We start from the raw sequence: 23,103 nt of genomic DNA, 5'->3' as shown, positions 1-23,103 counted from the left end.
ACTAGATTAAAATTGTGTGATAAATGTGAAAAGTTGAATACATAAAATTTAGAAAGAAAATTAAATATAAATGTGTCGAATATGTGTCTAAAATGTGTCCGCGAACATAAAGAAACGACAGACACAAAACATGTCTGTCGCATACTAACGATTTATTTCACTTCTTGATCTTTAATCGGGAACCAACCGGCACGAGTCGTGATGGCGTTCCAGAGTGGAGCGGGAACAGCGAGTTCGGCTTGTTTGTTCAAGTCGAGTTCTGTCTCAATCTCGTCTTCGCGGTCCGATTTCACTTTTTCAAGCCATTCCGGGTCGATGATGAGTTCGCGACCGAGTGCGGCAAGGTCGACGACCTCGAGTGCGTCTTCGACTTGCGCCGGACGCTGAAGTTGCCCGACTCCGATGAGCGGGATGGCACCATTGATTCGTTTGGCGATGCGGTCAATCGAACGTTCCGTGACGTTCTCGTCACGCATGGAAGCCGTATTGAAGTTCCAGAGAGACGCGTGAATATAATCGACGCCTTCTTCTAACATCATATCGAGCAACACATCCGTGTCGTCGAGTGTGATGCCTGGCTCTTCGATTTCTTCTGGTGAGAAGCGATAGCCGACGAGGAAGTCTTCTGCATCTGCGGCTGCTTCTTTGACACGGCGAATGACTTCGCGTGGGAACGTCAAACGTCCATGTACATCACCGCCGAAGCGATCTTCACGGCGATTTGAGTGCGGTGAGAAGAATTGTTGAATCAAGTAGGTATTCGCTCCGTGAATCTCGACTCCGTCAAATCCGGCTTCGATGGCGCGACGTGTCGCTTCACCGAACGCCTCGATGATGGCTTCGACTTCTGACGTCTCGAGGGCACGTGGTGTAGTAGCGCCTTCGCGGACAGGTGCGACGGCACTTGCGCTGACTGGTTGTTCGTTCGGGACGAGTTCAGGTGGTGACATCCGTCCTGCGTGGAAAATTTGAAGGATGGCTTTTGCGCCTTCCGCTTTTAAACTTTCTGCCAATTGACGGAGACCTGGGATGAATTTGTCGTCATTGACCCCGAATGCGTTCGGGAACCCTTTCCCGTCTTCTGTCACGTAGGCGCAAGCCGTGATGGCGAGCCCGACGTTTTGCGCCCGCTTCCGATAGTAGGCGAGCTCATGCTCGGATACTTCGCCCGTTGGCTCTGATGAGTAATGTGTCATCGGTGCCAATACGAGGCGGTTCGGTACTTCGACGCCATTTTTGAACTGAAAAGGTTGTAACATACGTTTCATCTGAAATCCTCCTTCAACATGATACCTTGAAGTCTAAGCTTCTCAACTCAAAAATGCGAGTCGGATGCTTGTGAAACGACACATTACAGGTTGCTCAGGCGTAAGAGATGATTGAACTCAAAAGAATAGGGTATAATACAGGAGAAAAGTTGATATTCGGTTCGAGACAATAGAGAGACCACAACAGAAGGGGGAAGCCTTGTTTTTGTTGTGGTCTCTTTTTCTATTCATTGAACTGTACTTATTATAGGAGGGAATAAGATGGAAATCAGAAATTTCTCAGCGAAAGAACGAGCGAAACGATATGAGCAACTGACAAGTGAACGTCATGACGTTCTTGTTGTCGGTGGAGGTATTACCGGAGCGGGGATTGCGCTCGATGCGTCTTCGCGTGGGATGAAGACAGCTGTCCTCGAGATGCAAGACTTTGCGGCAGGGACATCAAGTCGTTCGACGAAACTTGTTCACGGGGGACTCCGCTATTTGAAACAATTCGAAGTGGCGCTCGTCGCAGAAGTCGGGAAAGAGCGGGCCATCGTATACGAGAATGGTCCCCACGTCACGACACCGGAACAAATGCTCTTACCGATGCACAAGGGAGGCACGTTCGGTCCCTTCTCAACATCAATCGGACTGATGGTGTATGACTTCCTCGCAGGTGTAAAACGTGCAGAACGTCGCATGATGCTCAAACCAGATGAGGTCATCAAAAAGGCGCCGCTCGTGAAAAAAGATGATTTGGTCGGTGGCGGCTATTACGTCGAGTACCGTACAGATGATGCACGATTGACGATCGAAGTGGCGAAAGAAGCGGCGAATCATGGTGCGCTTCTCATGAACTATGCCAAAGTGACAGGGTTGATTTACGAAAACGGCAAAGTGACCGGTGTACACGTTGAAGACCAGATTGACGGGTCGACGTATGACGTCTATGCGAAGAAAATCATCAATGCGACCGGTCCATGGGTCGACGAGCTACGAGAAGAAGATAACTCGAAAAAAGGGAAGCAGCTTCGCCTGACAAAAGGGATTCACTTGGTCATCGACCAGTCGAAATTCCCGCTCAAACAAGCGATCTATTTTGATACACCGGACGGTCGCATGGTCTTTGCCATTCCACGCGGAAACAAAGCATACGTCGGAACGACGGATACGTTCTTTGATAAAAACAAAGCGCATCCGCGCATGACGACGGAAGACCGCGATTATATTTTAGAAGCCATTCACTATATGTTCCCAGATGTCCATGTCACAGCGGATGATGTGGAGTCGAGCTGGGCAGGTATTCGTCCGTTGATTTACGAAGAAGGAAAAGACCCTTCTGAAATTTCACGTAAGGACGAAATTTGGCAGTCAGACAGCGGCTTGATCACGATTGCCGGTGGTAAATTGACAGGGTATCGCAAGATGTCAGAAACAGTCGTCGACCTTGTCGCAAAACTGTTGAAAGAAGAAGACGGTGTCGTCTATTTGGCTAGCCGTACGAAGCATATGCCGATGTCAGGTGGTCACGTCGGCGGTTCGAAAGGCTTCAAAGACTTCCTTGAGAAGAAAACAAAAGAACTTCAAAATCATGGATTAGACGCAAACCATGCGGAAGAACTCGTTCGTCTATACGGATCGAATATCGATCGTGTCATTGAACGGATGGATGCGAACGCATATGACCTTCCTGAAATCGTCTATGCGCAATTGGTTTACGGAATCGAAGAAGAATCAGTCGTTCGTGCCATCGACTTCTTAATTCGCCGCACGGGCGCCATGTTCTTCGATATCGACTTCGTCCGTCAATATAAAGACGGCGTCCTTCGCTGTATGGCCGATGTCTTCAAGTGGTCAGATGAGCGTTTGAAAGAGGAACGTGAAGAGGTCGAAAAAGAGATTGAAATCGCAGTCGTTCCAGTGACTGTCGAATCATAACACCCAACGCGTCACACGAGAGGTTCATTCTGAACAGAATGAACCTCTTTTTGTGGAATGGTTTCATGACTTCGGAATAACGGTATATCTCATAAGTAGTCACTCTCAAGTTGAAGGAGAACTGTTTATGATACGAAAGCTCATCGCCGTCTTATTAATCGGCGTTCTATTTATAGTAGGCTGGCGTTATGTCAATCTGGATCGTCTGTTAGCCGATGTATATTACGTCAAGGTCCCAAGCCCAGAAGTGGCGACACAGACATCGCACGGATATCGGTACGATCTTATCGGCTACGATGAAGATGGGAAGAAGCGACCACTCGCCATTGCGACTCCCTCATTATTAGCAGAAGGGGACTTTCTGAAAGTGTATGTCAAAGAAGAAGCTCCCGAAGTAACCGATTATGAACGTGTGAACGCGCTAGAAGTACCTGCACAGTTGAAAGAAGAACAGCAAGAAGATACCGAGTCATCGTTCCCTTGATTTCAAAAGATAGGCATCGCGAAAAAGAGACGAGTTTGGTAAGGTTAAATTGTTTGATTATGGAAAATGATGAATGAAAGAAGGGACATGCATGTCACGGATGTTGATTGCAGATGACCAGGACGGAATTCGTACGATGCTCGCACAAGTGTTTACGAACATGGGGGTTGACGTGGACACTGCGCAAGACGGCATCGAAGCCTGGGAGTTTTTAGAGCGAGAGCAATACGATTTAGTACTTCTCGATATGAACATGCCTCGTATGTTCGGTCACGAAGTATTGCGTCGGATGAGAGGACAAGAACTAGAGACACCTGTTATGATCATGACGGCGTTCGGGGAAGAAACGGTGATTGACGAGGTGCGTCGTCTCGGAATCACTGCACAATTTGAAAAGCCATTTGATATATACGGAATGATTGAAAAAGTGAAGGAAGTCTTGAAAATTTGACGTTTCGTCACCAAGATGACATATGTAAACGCTTGCGCTAAGCCATTTCTATGCCCGAATAGCATAGGCACATGTTTTACGGTGTGTTATAATGGGAACGAATTGCACGGGGGAACTTTTCCCAAACGTGTATAATAGCGAACAGACAGGAGGATGTCATTATGCCATTAGTATCAATGACAGAAATGCTTAACAAAGCATTCGAAGGCAAGTATGCAGTCGGCCAATTCAACATCAACAACCTCGAGTGGACGCAAGCGATTCTTCGCGCTGCGGAAGACGAGAAATCACCAGTAATCCTCGGTGTATCAGAAGGTGCAGCGAAGTACATGGGTGGCTTCACAACAGTTGTCAAAATGGTTGAAGGTCTCATGCACGACTACAACATCACTGTTCCAGTTGCAATCCACCTTGACCACGGTTCTTCATTCGACAAGTGTAAAGCAGCGATCGACGCTGGATTCACATCAGTCATGATCGACGGTTCACACCACCCGATCGACGAAAACGTCGAAATGACGAAACAAGTTGTCGAGTACGCGCACGCTAAAGGCGCTTCTGTTGAGGCAGAAGTCGGTACAGTTGGCGGCGAAGAAGACGGCGTCATCGGTGGCGTACAATACGCTGACCTCGAAGAGTGTGTACGTGTAGTTAAAGAAGCGAAAGTAGATGCACTTGCTGCAGCACTCGGTTCTGTACACGGACCATACCAAGGTGAGCCGAAGCTTGGCTTCAAAGAGATGGAAGAAATCGCGAAAGCGACACAAACTCCACTCGTTCTTCACGGCGGATCAGGTATTCCTGAGCACCAAGTTAAAAAAGCAATCGAACTCGGACACAGCAAAATCAACGTTAACACTGAGTGCCAACAAGAGTGGACTCGTGCGGTACGTGAGAAGCTTGACGCTGACTCGAAAGTATATGACCCACGTAAAGTTATCGGACCTGGGATCGAAGCGATCTACAACGTCGTAACTGGCAAAATGCGTGAGTTTGGTTCTAGCAACCAAGCATAATCCTGTTTGATCAAGTCGGTTCTCTTTGAGGACCGACTTTTTGTATGTCCGACTGACATCAGGCTCTGAATCTGACAAAGGGTGTAGTAATTCACCTGTTCTTTCCTCATAATAGAGATTGTAAGCGATCACAAATTGAGGAGGAGACACATATGCGTTTTTTCATTGACACAGCAAATGTGCAAGACATCAAACAAGCTCATCAGATGGGCGTCATCGGGGGTGTGACGACGAATCCGTCGCTCGTCGCTAAAGAAGGTGTCGACTTCCATACAAGACTTCGTGAAATCTGTGAGATCGTCGGGGATCTCTCAGTCAGCGCGGAAGTTATTGCACTTGATGCAAAGGGTATGGTGGAAGAAGGAAAGGAACTTGCTGCCATTGCGCCGAATATTACGGTAAAGGTACCGATGACGCCTGCGGGAATGGAAGCGGTGAAGCAGTTTAAAGAGCTTGGAATCAAAACGAACGTGACGCTCATCTTTAACGCGAACCAAGCGTTACTCGCGGCACGTGCCGGTGCTTCATATGTTTCTCCATTCATCGGTCGTTTGGATGACATCGGTCAAGATGGACTCGACCTCGTCGAGACGATTGCCAACATCTTTGCGATTCATGGCATCGAGACAGAAATCATCGCGGCCTCTGTACGTCACCCGGTTCATGTGACGAAAGCCGCACTCCTCGGGGCCGACATTGCGACAGTCCCTTACAAAGTCATCGAACAGATGATGAAACATCCGCTCACAGACAAAGGTATTGAGCAGTTTTTAGCGGATTGGAACAACGCTCAATCCAAATAAGTCCGTCGTAGAAAGGTTTTGATCAGCGTGGAAATTCTCCATATCGTTGGGCAGCAAAAATTAGAAGGAACCGTCGAAATTAGCGGAGCGAAACAAAGCGCCCTCCCTTGTCTTGTGGCTGCACTTCTTACAGAAGAATCGGTGACGATTGAAAACGTCCCGATGATTGAAGATGTAGAAGTGATGGTCAACTTGTTGAGAGAGCTAGGGGTTCGGGTCGAGCGTGAGGGCGAACGGATGACCATTCATTCGAATGAAGCGGTCGCCATGCCTCTCCTCGGTTCGGAGACGCGGAAAGTCCGTGCCGCTGTCTATTTACTCGGTGTCTTCGCCGCTCGATTCGGAAAAGGGGCGGTCGGGCTACCTGGAGGATATGCGATTGGTCCACGACCGATTGATTTACATTTGAAAGCGTTGGAGCGTCTCGGCATTCATGTCGAGAATGAATCCGGTCTCTATCACGTCCGGGTCGAAGAACTCGTCGGGAATCGGATTTACTTAGACTTACGGTCGTTCGGGGCAACTGTGAGTGCGATGCTTGCGGCGGTCTTGGCGAAAGGCACGACGGTCATCGAAAATGCAGCCTGTGACCCTGAAGTCGTCGATGTGGCAACGATGCTCACATCAATGGGCGCACACGTGAGTGGAGCGGGTACCGATGAGATTCGTATCAAAGGAGTCGAACGTTTGCATGGGTGTACGCATACGTTGATCCCCGATCGCCTCGAGGCAGGAACGTTCATGATGTTCGGCGCGGTGTCAGGGAGTGTGACCGTGCAACCGATCATTCCGACGCACTTAGAAGGAGTCATCCAAAAACTATTGGATTATGGTGCGGAAGTGGAAGTTGGCGAGGAGTCGGTGACGGTGACCGCCAATCAATCCTTGCCAACAGACATTCGCGTGTTCCATTATTCAGGATATCCGAGTGACTTGCAGCCGATCATGTCAGCGGCTTTGTTGAAGGCAGACGGGACGAGCGTTGTCACGGACAAACTGTATTCCCAACGATTCCGACATATCGCCGAGATGCGCCGAATGAACGCGCAAATCACGCTAGAAGATTCTTCAGCGGTCATTCGCGGAGGAAATCAACTCGCGAACGCAGAAATGGAATGTACAGATGCGCGGAGTGCCGCGGCACTCGTTTTATCAGCACTTCAGGCGTCTGGAGAATCGACGTTACTTCATGCAGAACGGTTGAATGATTCATACGTCGACTTTGTCGGCAAATTAAAACAACTCGGTGCGCTCGTTTGGGTGGAAGATCACACCGAGGCATAAAGGGGAGATTTCGGGTGGAACGAAGTTTATCGATGGAACTGGTCCGGGTCACAGAAGCAGCGGCACTTGCTTCAGCCCGTTGGATGGGTCGCGGTTTAAAGGTCGAGGCAGATGATGCAGCGACGACGGCGATGCGTGACGTCTTTGATACGATTCCGATGAAGGGGATTGTCGTGATCGGAGAAGGCGAAATGGACGAGGCCCCGATGCTCTATATCGGAGAAAAGGTCGGGAACGGCTATGGCTCACGTCTCGATGTCGCGGTTGACCCGTTAGAAGGGACGAACATCGTGGCAACCGGAACGTGGGGAGCGCTCGCTGTTCTCGCAGTCGCCGATGCGGGAGACCTCCTTCACGCACCGGACATGTACATGGAAAAAATCGCGGTCGGACCGGAAGCTGCCGGTCTCGTCAGTCTCGACAACTCGATTGAAGAGAACATCGAGATTGTGGCGAAAGCGAAGAAGAAAAACGTGGAAGATGTCGTTGTGACGATCTTACATCGGGACCGACATGAAGAAATCATTCAGCGGGTCCGGGCGACTGGGGCGCGAATCAAGCTGATTCCAGACGGGGATGTCGCCGCAGCGATCAACACGGCTTTCCCGAAAACAGGTGTCGACTTGCTACTTGGTTCAGGTGGGGCACCTGAGGGCGTCATCGCCGCTGTCGCGATGAAGTGTCTCGGTGGAGATTTCCAAGGACGTCTGCTCCCGGAAGACGAGGCACAAAAACAACGTTGCCATGACATGGGCATCGAAGATACGGATCGAATCCTTCTACTCAATGACTTGGTAAAAGGTGAGGATTGTATCTTTGCGGCGACAGGTGTGACGGACGGTGAATTGTTACGTGGCGTCCAATTCACATCGCAAGGTGGACAAACGCATTCCGTTGTCATGCGTGCCAAGTCTGGTACCGTACGCTTCGTAGAAGGGAACCACTCCCTCACGAAAAAACCGAAAATGGTCATGAAACCTGAATAACATGGAGTCGCGGATGTGTAAACGTCCGCGACTTTTTTGTGATGAAATCGTATGAAAACGGGAATGGATAGTCAGGAGGTGGGGATGATGATTGAAGTGGAAGGACTCGTGAAGACATTCAAAGATGTTCCGGCGGTGAACGATGTTTCGTTCTCCGTGAAAGAAGGAGAAATTTTTGCGTTTTTAGGACCGAACGGCGCCGGTAAATCGACGACGGTACAAATGTTGACGACGCTCGTGCGTCCGACGTCCGGAGTGGCACGGGTAAACGGATTCGATGTCGTCAAACAAGAAAAAGACGTCCGCCTGTCCATCGGGGTCGCTTTACAGGAAACTGGAATCGACAAAGTGCTGACGGGGCGTGAGCTACTCGTCTTGCAAGGACGATTGTTTAAGATGTCAAACGAGGAAGCACGCCGTCGTGCCGATGAATTATTAGAAGTCGTCTCCCTGACAGATGCCGCAGATCGACGGAGTGGCACGTATTCAGGGGGGATGCGACGACGTCTCGACTTGGCCCTTACGCTCGTCCATCGCCCGACCGTTTTGTTTTTAGATGAGCCGACGACGGGTCTCGACCCGGCGAGTCGGATTGAGATATGGAATGAAGTGCGGCGACTGAATCAAGAGTTTGGGACGACGATTTTTTTGACGACCCAGTACTTAGAAGAGGCAGATGAACTAGCGGACCGGATTGCCATCATCAATCACGGGAAGATTGTCAGTGAAGGAACGGCTGAGGAGCTGAAACAACTCGTCGGTGGTGAGACGATTGCGATGGATTTCTCGAACGAGTCAGACGCGACGACTGCCGCCACGCTCTTTCAGACGACGGCGAACGGGAACCATGTATCGTTCGAACTGCGTGGTGTGACATTGACCGAAATCGTTCGGGCGTTAGACGAACAAGGACTACAACCTGAGCGTTTGACGGTGAAACAACCGTCGCTTGATGACGTGTTCTTACAAGTGACGGGCGAATCTTATGAAGGGGGCGAGCTTCGTGTGGACTGAGACGTGGTTATTCACGAAACGGAGTTTGGTCACGACGATCCGAAATCCGTTTTCATTTATTCCGAACTTGATCATCTCTGTATTCTTTTTACTCGTGTATACGAGCGGACTGTCGAGCGTGGCGTCCCTTCCTCAGTTCGAAGGAAGTGACTACTTGAACTTCATCTTACCGGTATCGATTGTGTCAGGAGCGGTCGGTGGGGCAGGGGGGACCGGACAAGCGCTTGTTCGTGATATCGAGAGTGGGTATTTTGCAAGGTTATTATTAACTCCCGCGACCCGGACTGCGATCGTGCTCGGACCAATGATTGCCGGGATGTTGCAGTTACTTGTTCAAACGCTACTTATCTTTGCGGTCGCATTTTTACTCGGCCTCACGATTCCTGTCGGGGCGGTCGGCTTTTTCTTCACGGTATTACTCGCCATCGGCTTCGGTCTTGGATTTGCGGGCTATTCTGTAGGCGTCGCGTTAAAGACACGGAATGCACAAGCGGCGCAGGCGGGTACGCTTTTGTTCTTCCCACTCATTTTCTTATCAACAACGTTCGTTCCGAAAGAATTGATTGAGGCAGAGTGGCTGAAAGTCGCGGCGACATTCAATCCGACCACGTACATTTTTGAAGGGATGCGGGCCGTTTTGACCCAACCGGAGATTGACTGGGGGGCTCTATCGGCAGGACTTGCGGTCGCTGGGACGATGAGTGTGCTCATGATCGTCTTTGCGGCGACGAATGCGAGAGGGGCATTGAAGCAAAAATAAAAAACGACTCGGTTCCCATGAACCGAGTCGTGATGTTGTATTAGAGGTATGATCCAGCGCCAACGTAACGTGGTGCCCAGTATCCAGAAGTGAAGCTCGCGTATTTCACGCCGCCTGTTTCTGAGTTGATCATTTGTGTTTTGCTAAGTGCCATCCCAACGTGTTGGATCGTCCCACCTGAATGTGAGAAGAAGACGAGGTCACCAGCTTGAATCGATGACTTCGAGATTTTCTTCGCGCTTGAATATTGCTGGCGTGAAGAACGTGGGAGTGTTTTGCCGATTGCTTTTTTGTACACGTAGCCTGTGTAACCTGAGCAGTCAAATCCAGAAGTTGTCGTTCCACCGTAACGGTAAGGTGTGCCTAGATACTTTTTCGACTCGGCGACGAGTTTTGAACGAGCATCTGTTGATCCCTTAGATGCAGTGGCTTTTGTAGTTGCCGTCGAGCTACTTAAAGACGTGTATTTCGAAGAAGCAGAAACGTATCGTGTTTTGCCTTTATATTCGATCTTATAGAAAGAACCAGATTTTCCGAGGTACTTATACGATTGACCGTTGTTCATCTTTCCAACGACAGACGATTTCAACGAAGCTTTCGAACGGATGTTCAATGAATTCACTTTTGATTTCACTGTGCTGTATTTTTTAGAAGAGGTAGTAGAAGTTTTGCTGACTGTCGTCTTCTTGCTCTTCGTGTATGTATATTTTGAAGAAGCTGAAACGTAACGTGTGCTACCTTTATAGTTGATCTTATAGAATGAACCAGATTTGCCAAGATATTGATAAGATTGTCCTCTGTTCATTTTTCCAACAACTTTAGAAGATGTTAATGATGCAGCAGTACGGATATTTAGAGAATTTACCTTTGAATAAACCGATGTACTCGAAGCAGCTTCTGCTTGTTCACCAGTTGAGAACATGAGACCCGAGAAAGCAACAGTAGCAGCGACGACGATAGATGCAATACGCTTTAACATTGTATAATTCCCTCCGTTTTTAAAATCAAATCGTTATTATATGACAAAGTCGAGTAATATTTTAATAGTCGAGCACAATTTGCGGATAGTACCCGGTTTCCTGTGCAAATAAACTATATCATGTGCGAGACCGATGGCATTTTTCAATCACGAGTCAAAAAAGCGTTTTCTTGTAACGAAAATGAAACAATATGTGGATATAGTACTCCTTTTGTTACAAAACGAGGAAGAATCGTGTAAGAATTTGTACAAGAGGGAAACGCTTAGTTGAAAGACGGCTTTTTGCACAGTGACGACATTTAAAAAATGTGGTTAGATGATGACAGAACATACATGACAAGTTTGCATAAGCATTAAATATGTCTTAAATGAAATGTAGAAAGATAGGTGACTTGAATGAGTCAACAGACAGAACCGACAAAAAATTACACGCTTCGTGAACTCGAGACGAAAACGTTAAAAGAATTATATGAGATCGCCAAAGAAGTCAAAGTTCCAAACTTCCGAGAAGCACGGAAACGTGAGCTCATGTTCCGGATTTTGAAATCTCAAGCCGAATCAAAAGATTTATACTTCCTCGAAGGTATTCTAGAAATCATTCCACCGAATCCTCAGTCGCAAAATGACGGCGGATTTGGCTTCCTCCGACCAATCAATTACTCTCAATCTTCAGAAGACATTTACATCGCTGCTTCACAAATTCGTCGTTTTAACCTCCGAAACGGGGACCTCGTGACGGGGAAAGTCCGCAAACCGAAAGAGAACGAACGATTCCAAGGGTTGTTGAGTGTAGAGGCGGTCAACGGGGAGTCGACGGACTCGACGCGGTCACGCGATTACTTCCCGGCACTTACGCCGATCTATCCGGAACAACAGATGGTGCTCGAGACAGAGCCGAAACATCTTTCTGTACGTGTCATGGATATGATTGCCCCTGTCGGATTCGGACAACGTGGATTGATTGTCGCACCACCGAAAGCGGGGAAAACCTCGCTCTTAAAAGAAATTGCGAATTCAATCACGACGAATCATCCGAACGTCGAACTCATCATTCTGTTGATTGATGAGCGACCAGAGGAAGTGACCGACATCCAACGTTCTGTACCGGATGCGGACGTAGCCTTCTCGACGTTTGATGAGACACCGGAAAACCATGCGCGCATTTCAGAACTCGTCCTCGAACGGGCGATGCGTCTCGTGGAACATAAGAAAGACGTGGTCATCTTACTTGATTCCATCACACGATTGACGCGTGCGTATAACCTCTCCGTTCCGCCGAGCGGACGGACGCTCTCTGGAGGGATTGACCCGGCAGCGTTCCACAAACCGAAAAAATTCTTCGGGGCAGCCCGAAATATCGAAGACGGAGGTAGCTTGACGATTCTTGCGACCGCACTCGTCGATACCGGTTCACGAATGGATGACGTCATCTATGAGGAATTCAAAGGAACGGGGAATATGGAACTCCACCTGGATCGAAAATTGGCGGAACGCCGTATCTTCCCGGCAATCGATATTCGTCGTTCGGGAACGCGGAAAGAAGAGTTGTTACTCGGCAAGGACGAACTCGACTCGCTATGGACGATTCGCCGCACGATGAACGAGTCTCCAGACTTCGTCGAACACTTCTTACGCCGTGTCCGCGAGACGAAAACGAACCTCGACTTTTTCGCTGCGCTAGAGGCGGATAAGAAAAAAAGACGACCGGTGAAAAAAACGAAAACAGACTTGTAAATCCTATAGTAGGGTGATATTATATTCTAGTGAACTTTCTCTAGGTTGAAAGAATACTTAGGGCCGAAGGAGTTGAAAAGCAATGAAACAAGGAATCCACCCAGAATACCGTAAAGTCGTATTCATGGACTCGACGACAGAATTCAAATTCATCACTGGTTCAACTCGTTACTCTAACGAGACAATCACGATGGAAGATGGAAACGAGTACCCACTCATCCGTGTCGATGTATCTTCTGATTCGCACCCGTTCTACACAGGTCGCCAGAAATTCGCATCTGCAGATGGTCGTATCGAGCGCTTCAACAAGAAATACCAACGTTAATCGTAAAGTTGTATGCTCACCGCCTAGGGATTGCCCTTGGCGGTTTTTTGTTACATAGACGCGGGTAAAGAGACAAAAGAATGTCGTTAGGGGGCCGTTATGGAACTTATACTCATCAGTATCAGCTTGTTGATCGGGGTCGGCATCATGTCGCAATGGTTGGCATGGCGTTATCAAATTCCGGCAATCATCATCATGACGCTCGCCGGGGTGTTGGCAGGTCCGATTCTTGGGCTGTTTGATCCGCGTGAACTACTAGGGGACTTATATAGTCCCATCATTTCGTTTGCGGTCGCCATCATCTTATTCGAAGGAAGTCTCGGGCTTCACTTCAGCGAGATCAATCAATTCCGACGGTCAATCGTCCGCATCGTCACGGTCGGGGTCGCGCTGTCGTTCGTCGGAATGTCGCTACTCATCCAGCACGTTGGAGGTCTGCATTGGGTCGTCGCATGGACGATGGGTGCACTCTTCGTCGTGACAGGACCGACTGTCGTCATCCCGTTATTACGACAAGCACACTTGAAAGATCGTGTCGGAGCGATTTTGAAGTGGGAAGGGATTATCGTCGATCCGGTCGGGGCACTGCTCGGACTCTTCGTCGTCCGGCTCGGGTACATCGTATATGAAGGAATGGACTTATGGATGCAGCTCTTGTTTGCTGGTGCTTGTATTGTCGGGATCGGACTCGGGTATTTGTTCGGGCATCTCCTCATGGGATGGTTTGTCGCGGAGAAGGTACCACGTTACCTGCGTGCCTCGGTCACATTGACGGCCGTCCTCATCTTGTTCTCGCTTAGCGAACTCATGATGCACGAAGTCGGGCTTCTCGCCGTGACGGCGATGGGGATGACGATGGCCAATACGAAACATCGGGACGAAGAGATTATCGAAGAATTGCAATCGTTTAAAGAAGACATTTCAATCTTGCTCATTTCGTCCGTCTTCATCTTATTGACGGCGTCGCTTTCACGCGCCGAGCTCTTAAATATCTTCCAATGGCCACTTCTCTTGACGATTGCCGGGATTCTCTTCTTGGTTCGCCCAGTGGCGATTTACTTGTCGACGATTGGTGGAGGACTGCCGCTGGCGGAACGAGGATTTATCGGCTGGATTGCACCGCGTGGAATCGTCGCGATGACAGTCGCTGGATTTTTTGCTGAAGAAGTCGCGCATCTCGGGATTGACGATGCGAAGCAAATGTTACCGCTCACGCTCGGACTCGTCTTCATTTCCGTAACGTTACACGGTCTCACAATTCGACCGCTCGCACGTAAATTGAAATTAATTGATGTGCAAAAAGAAGCGAAAGCCGACGAGTAAAGGACAGATTCACTTCAAAAAGAATTTGGAAGAAGTCAACCCTTTTCCTCAACTCGAAAGATAGGTATAATCGGAAAGCGATTATCGATGGAGAGGGCGAAGAACAATGATGCATGTGACGAACCGATATGGTTGGATTGAAGTGATTTGTGGGAGTATGTTTTCAGGGAAGTCGGAGGAATTGATTCGCCGTGTCCGCCGCGCTCACTATGGAAAGATTCCGGTCCAAGTGTTCAAACCAGCAATCGACGACCGGTATCATGAAGAGAACGTCGTCTCACATACGGGCAACTCGGTCGTGGCGGTACCCGTCGCGTCGAGCCAAGACTTATACGATGCCGTGCGCGAAGAAACGCAAGTCATCGCGATTGATGAGGTACAGTTCTTTGACGAAGGAATCGTCGATGTCATCGAACAGCTCGCGAACGAGGACAAACGTGTCATCTGTGCTGGGCTCGATATGGACTTCCGAGGTGAACCGTTCACAATGATGCCTGAGCTGTTGTCGCGTGCGGAGTTTGTGACGAAACTGCAGGCAATCTGCTTGTCATGTGGTGCACCAGCTTCACGGACGCAACGCTTGATTGACGGACAGCCGGCTCGTTATGAAGATCCGGTCATCTTGGTTGGGGCTTCGGAGTCGTACGAACCGCGATGCCGTCATTGCCATGACGTACCGAATAAACCACATCCGGTCCGCCATACGGTGGCAGACTGATGAATCGACGGACCGCCCTCGGCGGTCCGTTTTTTTGCTATAATAGATAGAGTTTGATTTGACGGAGAAAGGACGGATCATCATGTTTGACCGTTTAAGTGTATTAGAAGATCGCTATATGCAATTGAATGAAATGCTCGCCGACCCAGAAGTGCTCAGCGACTCGACGAAGTTGAGACAATATTCGAAAGAACAGGCGCAGTTAGAAGAGACGGTACAGATGTATCGTCAATATAAAGAGAAGAGCGAGGCGTTCAAAGAAGCGAAGGCGATGCTCGAAGACCGGACGCTCGACGCCGACATGCGCGAGCTTGCTAAAGAAGAGATGAACCTCTTAGAGCCGGAAGTGAAAGAATTAGAAGCGAAGTTGCGAATTTTATTGCTTCCGAAAGACCCGAATGATGATAAGAACGTCATCGTCGAAGTCCGGGGTGCGGCAGGAGGAGACGAGGCAGCCCTTTTCGCAGGCGATTTATATAAGATGTACACGCGATTTGCTGAGCGTCAAAACTGGAAAGTTGAACTGATTGACGCGAACTATACCGAACTCGGTGGATTCAAAGAAGTCACGTTCATGATCAACGGGGCAGGTGCCTATTCAAAGCTCAAATTTGAGAACGGCGCGCATCGTGTACAACGCGTCCCGTCGACGGAGTCAGGTGGACGGATTCATACGTCTACGGCGACGGTTGCCGTCTTACCTGAAGCGGAAGATGTCGAGGTGCACATCGATATGAAAGATGTACGTGTCGATACGTTCACTTCGTCAGGTCCAGGGGGACAGTCCGTCAACACAACGCAGTCCGCTGTCCGCTTGACACACATCCCGTCTGGTCTCGTCGTCTCGTGTCAGGATGAGAAATCGCAACATAAAAACAAAGACAAGGCGATGAAGGTCCTTCGGGCACGCCTATATGACAAGATGCAAAGCGAGCATATGGAAGAACTGTCGGCACAGCGAAAATCCGCTGTCGGGACAGGGGACCGCTCTGAGCGGATTCGCACGTATAACTTTCCACAAAGTCGTGTCACCGATCACCGTATCGGATTGACGCTCCAGAAGTTAGATCGTGTATTAGCGGGTGAACTCGAGGACATCATTGACGCCCTCATTATGGATGAACAGGCACGTCTTATGGAGGATGCGGAATGATGCGTGTCGCCGCGCTACTTAAGCAGACAGAGGAACGGCTTCAAAAGGCCGGGCGCGACCGTGCGGCTGCCGAATGGTGGCTCATGCACGTGCTCGATGTCGACCGGACGGGTCTCCTCATTCGATTGTCGGATGAACTATCCAAAGATGAAGCGGAACGGTTCGAAGCCGGAATCGAGCGTCTATTGACTGGAGAACCCGTGCAACACGTGATCGGACAGGCGCCGTTTTATGGTCGCTCGTTCGAAGTGAATCGGGACGTCTTAATCCCAAGACCGGAAACAGAAGAGTTGATTGACTGGCTTCTCGGGCAAATTCGTCACGTAGCAGACGATGAAATCGTCGATGTCGGAACAGGGAGCGGGGCGATTGCGATCACGCTCAGTGTAGAACTCGGTGTCCGGGTGCAGACCGTCGACATTTCCCCGGAAGCGATTGCGGTCGCGAAACGGAATGCGGAAACGCTCGGTGCGAATGTACGCTTTTTTGAAGGAGATGGGCTCGCCCCGATTGCCGATCAATCGATTCGAATTCTCGTCTCGAACCCACCATATATCGAGGCAGACGTGCTATTAGATGAGACGGTTGTCGGTTATGAACCGCATCTCGCACTCTTTGGCGGAGCGGATGGACTCGATATGTATCGCCAACTGATTTCAGAGTCAGTGCGCGTCTTACGTGCCGATTGGCAATTGATTGCGTTTGAAATCGGGTATAACCAAGGACAAGATGTGAAATCATTACTGTCTGAACGTTATCCTGAAGCAGAAACGGGTATTTTAAAAGATATAAACGGCAAGGACCGTATCGTCTATGCCGTAAGGGAAGGGATTGCGTATGGAAACGAAATGGATTAAATCGAATGAGATTGAAGAGGGGGTACGTCTTCTTCAAGCGGGTGAAATCATCGCCATGCCGACAGAAACGGTCTATGGTCTCGCAGGGGACGCCATGAATGATGTGGCGATTCGTAAGATTTTTGAGGCGAAGGGCCGACCGTCGGATAACCCACTCATCGTCCATATCGCTTCAATCGAACAAACGAAGTTGTTTGTCGATTCGATTCCTCCCGTTGCCAAGCGCTTGATGGATGCGTTTTGGCCAGGCGCTTTGACGATCATCTTGCCTTCAAACGGCCGAGCTTCATCGCTCGTGACCGCAGGACTGGATTCCATCGGACTTCGGATGCCGAATCATTCGGCGGCACTTGAGTTGATTCGCGAGTCAGGCTTAGGACTTGCGGCACCAAGTGCGAACCGTTCCGGGCGTCCTTCTCCGACGACCGCTCAACATGTGGCTGACGATTTGGCCGGGCGGATTGCGGGGATTGTCGATGGAGGACCAACTGGAATCGGCGTCGAGTCAACTGTCATCGATTGTACGGGTGACACGGTGACGATTTTACGACCGGGTGGCGTGACGCGAGAAGAAATCGAAGCTGTCATCGGACCGGTCGCCTTAGATGCCAATTTGAGTGACGACAAAGCCGCACCACGATCACCGGGAATGAAATACACGCATTATGCCCCAACGGCGCCCGTCTTTTTAGTCGATGGCACACGTCAGGATTTGCAACGTGTCATCGAGGAGCGGAAGCAAGCGGGATTGCGGATCGGTGCACTCGTATTCGATGAAGAGCCGACAATGGCTGATGTCACCCATTCCCTCGGTACTTCGATGGAAATGGCGGCGCAACGTTTATACGATGCCCTTCGTCGATTTGATGAAACGGATGTCGATGAGATTTATGTGAACAAGATTGAACCGGTCGGGGTCGCCTTAGCCGTTTACAACCGCTTGTACAAAGCGGCGGGAGGGAAGGTCGTTCACCCGACGAAAGATGCCTAAAGACATAGAGGAGGACACGCGATGTCAATGAAACGCGTATTATTCATATGTAGTGGCAACACGTGCCGAAGCCCGATGGCGATGGCCTTACTTCGTTCAAAGATGACAGGGGAAGAGTTTGATATTCGCTCAGCCGGTCTACGGACGATGCAAGGATTCGATGCTTCGGAAAATGCACTGCAAGTTCTCAGAGAACGTGGGATCGAGCTCGACCACGTCACCCAGACGTTCGATGAGGTGTTAGGAAATTGGGCGGACATCATCTTGACGATGACACGTGCGCACCGCGAACAAATTCGGGATACATACCCGGATTTGGCAGAGCGGACGTACACGCTCTACGAATTCGTGACAGGGCTTGAGCGAGACATCAACGACCCGTTCGGCGGTTCGATGAATGTGTATCGCCAAGTGCGAAACGAACTCGAGCCACTCGTGAATCGACTTGTGCTAAAATTAACGAATGATGGGTCAAAGGTGACGAAACCACCGAGACGCCTACCAAAAAAGACGGGGGAATGAACGAATGAAAATTGCAATTGGCGCCGATCACGGCGGATTCAACTTAAAGAGAGATATCGTAGCATTGCTTGAGGAACTCGGACATGAGTATAAAGACTTTGGCACGCACTCGGCCGACTCGATTGACTACCCAGACGTAGCCATTCCGGTCGCAGAAGCTGTCGCGGCAGGCGAATTCGATCGTGGGATTTTGATTTGCGGTACAGGAATCGGAATCGGAATCGCAGCGAACAAAGTCAAAGGGATTCGTGCGGCACTCGTTCACGACTCATTCAGTGCGAAAGCGACACGTCAGCATAACGACTCGAACATCATGACGATGGGCGAGCGTGTCATCGGACCTGGCCTTGCGGTCGACTTGGTGGCGACGTGGCTCGAGACGGACTTTGAAGGCGGACGCCACTCAAACCGTGTCGACAAGATGAGCGCATACGAATCGAAGTGAGCCCGATGAAGACGGAACTTCTCGGATTATTAACGGAGCTTCACGAACGGTTCCCGTTACATGATGAGCGTATTCTCGTCATCGGATGCTCCACGAGTGAAGTGCTTGGGAAGACGATTGGAAAGGCAGGGTCCATCGACGTCGCAGAAGAGTTGATGGAAGCTTTCCTTGAGTTTAGAGAGAAGACAGGTGTCCATTTGGCGTTTCAAGGATGTGAGCACATCAATCGTGCCCTCACGGTGGAACGCCGGACGCTGAAGCAGTTCGGTCTTACGGAAGTGACGGTCGTTCCTGTCCGCTCGGCGGGTGGGGCGATGTCGGAGAAAGCCTATGCGAACTTCGAGGAACCGTGTGTCGTCGAATCGATTCAAGCGGATGCGGGAATCGATATCGGCTCGACGTTGATCGGGATGCATTTGAAACCAGTGGCTATTCCGGTTCGACTATCCTCGAAACATCTCGGCGAAGCGTACGTCACGTTCGCAATCACGAGACCAAAACTGATTGGTGGGCCACGAGCTCACTATCCAAACAAATAAAATGACGCGTACCGACTTGTTTACGGTACGCGTCATTTTATTTGTTTGCATGAGGTTTTAAATATCTGACCCAATAATACATCCCCTGTAACAAGACGATAAGGAGAACAAAAAGGGTCATTGATACGAAAATATAGACAGAATTAATCATCCAATATCCAGTCAGTAACACAAGGCTCATCAAAAAACGAAGTTGAAGAAAACGTTTCGTCATACGCCGTGACAGTTCATCTTTTTTGCCAACAATTCCCGAACCACCTGTCGTGAGTAAAAACAGAAGCACACCGATCAATAATAAAAGCATGGAATCCGTGTTTTCTGTTTTTAGACCGATAAATGCGGAGCGGATGAGTAGGAGTGAAGCGACGATTCCTAAGTTCCAAACACTCCACCAGTAAATATGCCAAGCCGTCGGTTCAAATAGACGATAAATGACTTGGTCGTAGTAAATCCAAAAACAAGAGACAATGAGTAAAAATAAAAGAAATGGCAGGAATAACTGAGATGATTCGCTCAAGATATAGATGACTCCGAGCACTCCTTCCCCGAGGACAAGCATCGTAAAGAGTCCGAATCGCTCGGGTAGATGATTGTGCGTGAGGGCAGGGAGTTTTTCATGAGACCGAAGTGTAAACAGCGTCTGAAATAGTTCGATCAGAAGTGCAATCGTGACGAGCGGGACCATCCAGTGGGTCAACCATCCGAGCGTCACGAGTAGCATCGCGCTTCCATGACCAATCAGTAAGACGCGGAACGTCTGCTTCTGGGCTGACTCGGTCATCTTGACACTACCCCACATAAACAACAGCCAACAGCGAGACAGGACAAAGCTTAAAATAAACCATCCATACTCGTGATTCGTTGTGTAATGAATCGAGTAGGCGAACAATCCGATTGGGATCATGAGAACAATCATGAGTAGGCGATGTCGTGTCGTATTTTCTTCATACCGATCCGAGTAAAAGGTTGAACTCCTCCACACAATCCAAGGTGCTGTAAACAAGATGAAAAACCATCCGATAGTATGAGCGAAACCATCCGCAAGATGCGCTTCTACATAGTGAATGACTTCTGCCAGCGAGGCGATAAACACAAGATCGAAAAAGAGTTCAATCCAGGAAGCTTGTCGATGTCCCTCGGTTGAATGAACATGTGGTCGGGACCACTCACTCATGTCATCTCCTCCCTCGTCATGTACCTTCAAAGTAGCGAACGAGCTCTTCTGCGACAGCTTGACCAGATTCTTGTTGTTGACCGGTAATCAAATGACCATCTCGAACGACGAATGGTGTCCAAGGTTCAGCCTTTTTGAAGTGAGCTCCAAGTTTTATCGCTTCTTCTTCGATTCGAAATGGCATGACTTTCATTCCTACTGAAGCATCGGCCTGATCTTCTTCTTCGTTTGTAAATCCTGTCATCACTTTACCTTCAACGAATGGACGATTCTCCTCTTGGAGGTATAATAATAAACTCGTTCCATGGCACAGGGCGATAGAAGGTTTTCCACTTGCGTAAAAAGCTTCGAATGCTTCTTTTAATGAGTCAGCATCTTGGAATGTAAACATGGGTGCCTGTCCGCCGGCAACGAGAATCGCATCGAAACCAGAGAGATCGAGGTCGCCAATTTTTGGCGTATTTTCTAGCAAAGCAAGGAAATCAGCATCATCTAGATATTTGAGAGACAACGTATCATGTTTCGAGTAACCACTTTCATGTGTCGGATCACTCAGCGCATCCCACTCGACTTTGCCACCGTTCGGACTAGCAATCGTCAGTTGATAACCTTTTGCACTCAATACTTCGTATGGGTGCGTCAATTCAGATAACCAAAAACCGACCGGCCAATTTGTTGTGGTCGAAACAGCTGGATTCGATACGACCAATAATACGGATTTCATAAAAAATTCCTCCTTCGTTAGGTGAATACGATCACTTTCTTCAATCGTATCAGCTATAAAAAGGAGGACAAGTACGCACTTTTAGGTAAGTGACTCTGTTTTATAACGCATACCCCATTGTTGTAGGGCGAGTAAAATCGGCTCCAGTTCTCGACCTTGATCGGTCAGTTGGTATTCGACGTGCGGAGGATTTTCATGAAAATCAATTCGTAACAAGAAACCGTCCTCTTCAAGAGATTTTAATGTCTCAGCCAGAACTTTGTGACTGATTCCTTGGATTGATCGCTTTAGTTCACCGTAACGGCGCGGACGACGTAACACGTGCCATAACACAAGCACTTTCCATTTCCCCATGATGACATTCATACTCAATTGCACGGGACATTCAAACGTTCGGTCTTGATACAAAAAAGTAGCCATAGATATTCCTCACTTTCGAATGAGATGAACCTCGGTGACGTGTTCTACAAGATGACGTGCGTTCAGTTCTAATTGTTCGACTGTGAGTGTCCGTACCCCGCTCTCGATATAAGGGGGGAGATACGTCATGCCTGTCAAGTTGGCCATCGCACGAAACGGGGACAACAATTCTTCCATCGTGAAACGATTGTACCCATCCGGTCGATACGCATCAGCGGGACCTCCCGTTGAGACGGCCAGAATAAATTCTTTCCCATGTAATTTTGTACCCGATTGTCCATATGCCCATCCATAGGAGAGGACAACATCTTGCCATTCTTTCAAAAGAGCCGGGCTACTATACCAATAGAAGGGAAATTGGAATACGATCCGGTCGTGCGATAGAAGCAATTGCTGTTCACGTGCCACGTCGATTCGGAAATCGGGATAGGTCGCATACAGGTCGTGTACTGTCACATCTTCGTGCTGTTCAAGAGCTGTCTTCCACGTTTTGTTGACGCGGGATGTTTCTAAATTCGGATGGGCGAGGATGACGAGTGTTCTCATGCTTGCTCTTCCTCGTACATGCGCTCGACCTCGGTTTGCTGAACGTGCATGTCATATAATGCTTCCGCAATGCGTTCAGGTGCGAAATACGTTCCTTCTTGTACAAATCCTTTGATGGTCAACGTCCCGACGTAAATCGATGAGTCGGCTAGTTCTTCGTGAAGGCTGTAGGCGAGATTACGAAGTGCGGCTTTTCCGATGGCAAGTGACGCGTAGTCTGCCGACGGATAAAGGGCGAGTCCGCCACCCGTCAATAAAATCGATCCGCCGTCCATATATGGAGCGGCAAAACGCGCGCTCATCAATGCGCCGAGTACGTTCACTTCAAAGTCGCGGATGACGTCCGCTGAAGTAAGGGTAGTCGGACGTCCCGGTGTCGCGGCCACCGCGTTGTAGACGACAGTATCAATCGAGCCGAACATTTCATGAATTTGCCCCATCACCATTTGTAAATCTGCTTCCGAACGTGTATCGGCCTCGAACCCTTTTGCCGTATATCCTTTTTGAACGAGTTGTGATTCATAGTCTGCTAATCGATCAGCATTTCGGGCGAGAAGTGCGACTTGGTAGCCGTTTTTAGCAAATTGTTCTGCTGTATGAAGACCAATCCCTGGACCGGCTCCGATAATGACTGCTGTTTTCATTGACATGATAATGTCCTCCTTGA

26 protein-coding genes are annotated in these 23,103 nt (G+C 49.2%); 19 read left to right on the top strand and 7 right to left on the bottom strand.

All coding sequences use genetic code 11. From position 1 onward, the window contains the following. Positions 1-152: 152 nt before the first annotated feature. Entirely contained in the window at positions 153-1,268 is a 1,116-nt protein-coding gene (locus tag KNO99_RS01390; protein ID WP_214744604.1) for an NADH-dependent flavin oxidoreductase, read from the bottom strand. A 261-nt stretch (positions 1,269-1,529) separates the two neighbouring features. Between KNO99_RS01390 and KNO99_RS01385 the strand changes: the two genes are divergently transcribed. The 9 genes from KNO99_RS01385 (at position 1,530) to KNO99_RS01345 (ending at position 9,986) form a co-directional block, all read left to right on the top strand. Next, on the top strand, positions 1,530-3,188 hold the full coding sequence (locus KNO99_RS01385; RefSeq protein ID WP_251130912.1) for a glycerol-3-phosphate dehydrogenase/oxidase: 1,659 nt from the start codon (positions 1,530-1,532) through the stop codon (positions 3,186-3,188). A gap of 127 nt (positions 3,189-3,315) precedes the next feature. Further along, positions 3,316-3,672, top strand: coding sequence for a DUF1093 domain-containing protein (locus KNO99_RS01380; RefSeq protein WP_214744602.1), 357 nt, complete (start codon positions 3,316-3,318; stop codon positions 3,670-3,672). A 91-nt stretch (positions 3,673-3,763) separates the two neighbouring features. Then, a complete protein-coding gene (locus KNO99_RS01375; RefSeq protein WP_214744600.1) occupies positions 3,764-4,123 on the top strand; it encodes a response regulator in 360 nt (119 codons plus the stop codon). 161 nt (positions 4,124-4,284) lie between these two features. Further along, entirely contained in the window at positions 4,285-5,139 is an 855-nt protein-coding gene (gene fba, locus KNO99_RS01370; RefSeq protein WP_214694578.1) for a class II fructose-1,6-bisphosphate aldolase, read from the top strand. A gap of 152 nt (positions 5,140-5,291) precedes the next feature. Further along, a complete protein-coding gene (fsa, locus tag KNO99_RS01365; RefSeq protein WP_074035834.1) occupies positions 5,292-5,942 on the top strand; it encodes a fructose-6-phosphate aldolase in 651 nt (216 codons plus the stop codon). A 27-nt stretch (positions 5,943-5,969) separates the two neighbouring features. After that, positions 5,970-7,226 (top strand): UDP-N-acetylglucosamine 1-carboxyvinyltransferase, encoded by a 1,257-nt coding sequence (murA, locus tag KNO99_RS01360; RefSeq protein WP_214744599.1) that lies wholly within the window; start codon positions 5,970-5,972, stop codon positions 7,224-7,226. 14 nt (positions 7,227-7,240) lie between these two features. Continuing rightward, complete coding sequence (gene glpX / locus KNO99_RS01355; protein WP_074035838.1) at positions 7,241-8,212, top strand: class II fructose-bisphosphatase; 972 nt, start codon at positions 7,241-7,243, stop codon at positions 8,210-8,212. 87 nt (positions 8,213-8,299) lie between these two features. Further along, entirely contained in the window at positions 8,300-9,226 is a 927-nt protein-coding gene (locus tag KNO99_RS01350; RefSeq protein ID WP_214744597.1) for an ATP-binding cassette domain-containing protein, read from the top strand. Continuing rightward, entirely contained in the window at positions 9,216-9,986 is a 771-nt protein-coding gene (locus tag KNO99_RS01345; protein ID WP_012727390.1) for an ABC transporter permease, read from the top strand. Before KNO99_RS01350 ends, KNO99_RS01345 begins: the two co-directional genes overlap by 11 nt. 40 nt (positions 9,987-10,026) lie before the next feature. On the opposite strand, the gene KNO99_RS15320 is transcribed toward KNO99_RS01345, so the two are convergent. Then, positions 10,027-10,965 carry a C40 family peptidase gene (locus tag KNO99_RS15320; RefSeq protein ID WP_251130910.1) on the bottom strand — a complete coding sequence of 313 codons (939 nt, stop codon included), beginning with the start codon at positions 10,963-10,965 and terminating at the stop codon, positions 10,027-10,029. A 396-nt stretch (positions 10,966-11,361) separates the two neighbouring features. On the opposite strand from KNO99_RS15320, the gene rho reads away from it, so the two are divergent. From rho to KNO99_RS01285, 10 genes are all read left to right on the top strand, one after another. After that, on the top strand, positions 11,362-12,699 hold the full coding sequence (gene rho, locus KNO99_RS01330) for a transcription termination factor Rho (RefSeq protein ID WP_074035844.1): 1,338 nt from the start codon (positions 11,362-11,364) through the stop codon (positions 12,697-12,699). Between the two features lie 82 nt (positions 12,700-12,781). After that, positions 12,782-13,024: a type B 50S ribosomal protein L31 gene (locus KNO99_RS01325; RefSeq protein ID WP_012727387.1), complete on the top strand. Its 243-nt coding sequence runs from the start codon at positions 12,782-12,784 to the stop codon at positions 13,022-13,024. 99 nt (positions 13,025-13,123) lie between these two features. Further along, positions 13,124-14,347, top strand: a complete 1,224-nt coding sequence (locus tag KNO99_RS01320) for a cation:proton antiporter (RefSeq protein WP_214744595.1) — start codon at positions 13,124-13,126, stop codon at positions 14,345-14,347. Positions 14,348-14,453: 106 nt separating this feature from the next. Further along, on the top strand, positions 14,454-15,065 hold the full coding sequence (locus tag KNO99_RS01315; protein WP_214744592.1) for a thymidine kinase: 612 nt from the start codon (positions 14,454-14,456) through the stop codon (positions 15,063-15,065). 82 nt (positions 15,066-15,147) lie between these two features. Further along, the gene (gene prfA, locus KNO99_RS01310) at positions 15,148-16,218 is read left to right on the top strand and encodes a peptide chain release factor 1 (protein WP_074036532.1); all 1,071 of its coding nucleotides are present in this window, start codon (positions 15,148-15,150) and stop codon (positions 16,216-16,218) included. After that, the gene (prmC, locus tag KNO99_RS01305; protein ID WP_371743024.1) at positions 16,215-17,075 is read left to right on the top strand and encodes a peptide chain release factor N(5)-glutamine methyltransferase; all 861 of its coding nucleotides are present in this window, start codon (positions 16,215-16,217) and stop codon (positions 17,073-17,075) included. Before prfA ends, prmC begins: the two co-directional genes overlap by 4 nt. Beyond that, complete coding sequence (locus KNO99_RS01300) at positions 17,056-18,066, top strand: L-threonylcarbamoyladenylate synthase (RefSeq protein ID WP_214744590.1); 1,011 nt, start codon at positions 17,056-17,058, stop codon at positions 18,064-18,066. The genes prmC and KNO99_RS01300 overlap by 20 nt, the downstream gene beginning before the upstream one ends. Positions 18,067-18,087: 21 nt before the next feature. Further along, on the top strand, positions 18,088-18,588 hold the full coding sequence (locus KNO99_RS01295; protein WP_083600182.1) for a low molecular weight protein arginine phosphatase: 501 nt from the start codon (positions 18,088-18,090) through the stop codon (positions 18,586-18,588). Positions 18,589-18,592: 4 nt separating this feature from the next. Continuing rightward, the gene (gene rpiB, locus KNO99_RS01290) at positions 18,593-19,033 is read left to right on the top strand and encodes a ribose 5-phosphate isomerase B (protein ID WP_074035852.1); all 441 of its coding nucleotides are present in this window, start codon (positions 18,593-18,595) and stop codon (positions 19,031-19,033) included. Beyond that, positions 19,030-19,572, top strand: coding sequence for a TIGR01440 family protein (locus tag KNO99_RS01285; RefSeq protein WP_371743023.1), 543 nt, complete (start codon positions 19,030-19,032; stop codon positions 19,570-19,572). The genes rpiB and KNO99_RS01285 overlap by 4 nt, the downstream gene beginning before the upstream one ends. Before the next feature lie 37 nt (positions 19,573-19,609). Here the strand turns inward: KNO99_RS01285 and KNO99_RS01280 are convergent, their stop codons facing one another. The 5 genes from KNO99_RS01280 to KNO99_RS01260 all read right to left on the bottom strand — a co-directional run bounded on the left by KNO99_RS01280 (position 19,610) and on the right by KNO99_RS01260 (position 23,086). Continuing rightward, positions 19,610-20,746: a low temperature requirement protein A gene (locus tag KNO99_RS01280; RefSeq protein WP_214744587.1), complete on the bottom strand. Its 1,137-nt coding sequence runs from the start codon at positions 20,744-20,746 to the stop codon at positions 19,610-19,612. Between the two features lie 16 nt (positions 20,747-20,762). Further along, positions 20,763-21,470 (bottom strand): type 1 glutamine amidotransferase domain-containing protein, encoded by a 708-nt coding sequence (locus tag KNO99_RS01275; RefSeq protein WP_214744585.1) that lies wholly within the window; start codon positions 21,468-21,470, stop codon positions 20,763-20,765. A gap of 81 nt (positions 21,471-21,551) precedes the next feature. Next, positions 21,552-21,890 carry a winged helix-turn-helix transcriptional regulator gene (locus KNO99_RS01270; protein WP_214744583.1) on the bottom strand — a complete coding sequence of 113 codons (339 nt, stop codon included), beginning with the start codon at positions 21,888-21,890 and terminating at the stop codon, positions 21,552-21,554. A gap of 9 nt (positions 21,891-21,899) precedes the next feature. Next, entirely contained in the window at positions 21,900-22,436 is a 537-nt protein-coding gene (locus KNO99_RS01265) for an NAD(P)H-dependent oxidoreductase (RefSeq protein WP_214744582.1), read from the bottom strand. After that, complete coding sequence (locus KNO99_RS01260; protein WP_214744580.1) at positions 22,433-23,086, bottom strand: SDR family NAD(P)-dependent oxidoreductase; 654 nt, start codon at positions 23,084-23,086, stop codon at positions 22,433-22,435. Before KNO99_RS01260 ends, KNO99_RS01265 begins: the two co-directional genes overlap by 4 nt. Positions 23,087-23,103: the final 17 nt, after the last annotated feature.

Source organism: Exiguobacterium sp. s189 (genome assembly GCF_018617615.1).
GTDB classification, from domain to species: Bacteria; Bacillota; Bacilli; order Exiguobacteriales; family Exiguobacteriaceae; genus Exiguobacterium; species Exiguobacterium aestuarii_A.
This window is presented reverse-complemented; position numbering and strand designations above follow the sequence as displayed.

What these genes read in the sequence shown, in the direction of transcription:
- KNO99_RS01295 (WP_083600182.1), top strand. Translation starts at nt 18,088, where the DNA reads ATGTCAATGAAACGCGTATTATTCATATGTAGTGGCAACACGTGCCGA.
- KNO99_RS01280 (WP_214744587.1), bottom strand. Translation starts at nt 20,746, where the DNA reads ATGAGTGAGTGGTCCCGACCACATGTTCATTCAACCGAGGGACATCGA.
- prmC (WP_371743024.1), top strand. Translation starts at nt 16,215, where the DNA reads ATGATGCGTGTCGCCGCGCTACTTAAGCAGACAGAGGAACGGCTTCAA.
- KNO99_RS01320 (WP_214744595.1), top strand. Translation starts at nt 13,124, where the DNA reads ATGGAACTTATACTCATCAGTATCAGCTTGTTGATCGGGGTCGGCATC.
- KNO99_RS01260 (WP_214744580.1), bottom strand. Translation starts at nt 23,086, where the DNA reads ATGTCAATGAAAACAGCAGTCATTATCGGAGCCGGTCCAGGGATTGGT.
- KNO99_RS01325 (WP_012727387.1), top strand. Translation starts at nt 12,782, where the DNA reads ATGAAACAAGGAATCCACCCAGAATACCGTAAAGTCGTATTCATGGAC.
- KNO99_RS01315 (WP_214744592.1), top strand. Translation starts at nt 14,454, where the DNA reads ATGATGCATGTGACGAACCGATATGGTTGGATTGAAGTGATTTGTGGG.
- KNO99_RS01380 (WP_214744602.1), top strand. Translation starts at nt 3,316, where the DNA reads ATGATACGAAAGCTCATCGCCGTCTTATTAATCGGCGTTCTATTTATA.
- KNO99_RS01375 (WP_214744600.1), top strand. Translation starts at nt 3,764, where the DNA reads ATGTCACGGATGTTGATTGCAGATGACCAGGACGGAATTCGTACGATG.
- fsa (WP_074035834.1), top strand. Translation starts at nt 5,292, where the DNA reads ATGCGTTTTTTCATTGACACAGCAAATGTGCAAGACATCAAACAAGCT.
- KNO99_RS15320 (WP_251130910.1), bottom strand. Translation starts at nt 10,965, where the DNA reads ATGTTAAAGCGTATTGCATCTATCGTCGTCGCTGCTACTGTTGCTTTC.
- KNO99_RS01275 (WP_214744585.1), bottom strand. Translation starts at nt 21,470, where the DNA reads ATGAAATCCGTATTATTGGTCGTATCGAATCCAGCTGTTTCGACCACA.
- KNO99_RS01300 (WP_214744590.1), top strand. Translation starts at nt 17,056, where the DNA reads ATGGAAACGAAATGGATTAAATCGAATGAGATTGAAGAGGGGGTACGT.
- KNO99_RS01265 (WP_214744582.1), bottom strand. Translation starts at nt 22,436, where the DNA reads ATGAGAACACTCGTCATCCTCGCCCATCCGAATTTAGAAACATCCCGC.
- rpiB (WP_074035852.1), top strand. Translation starts at nt 18,593, where the DNA reads ATGAAAATTGCAATTGGCGCCGATCACGGCGGATTCAACTTAAAGAGA.
- rho (WP_074035844.1), top strand. Translation starts at nt 11,362, where the DNA reads ATGAGTCAACAGACAGAACCGACAAAAAATTACACGCTTCGTGAACTC.
- fba (WP_214694578.1), top strand. Translation starts at nt 4,285, where the DNA reads ATGCCATTAGTATCAATGACAGAAATGCTTAACAAAGCATTCGAAGGC.
- KNO99_RS01385 (WP_251130912.1), top strand. Translation starts at nt 1,530, where the DNA reads ATGGAAATCAGAAATTTCTCAGCGAAAGAACGAGCGAAACGATATGAG.
- KNO99_RS01390 (WP_214744604.1), bottom strand. Translation starts at nt 1,268, where the DNA reads ATGAAACGTATGTTACAACCTTTTCAGTTCAAAAATGGCGTCGAAGTA.
- KNO99_RS01350 (WP_214744597.1), top strand. Translation starts at nt 8,300, where the DNA reads ATGATTGAAGTGGAAGGACTCGTGAAGACATTCAAAGATGTTCCGGCG.
- KNO99_RS01270 (WP_214744583.1), bottom strand. Translation starts at nt 21,890, where the DNA reads ATGGCTACTTTTTTGTATCAAGACCGAACGTTTGAATGTCCCGTGCAA.
- prfA (WP_074036532.1), top strand. Translation starts at nt 15,148, where the DNA reads ATGTTTGACCGTTTAAGTGTATTAGAAGATCGCTATATGCAATTGAAT.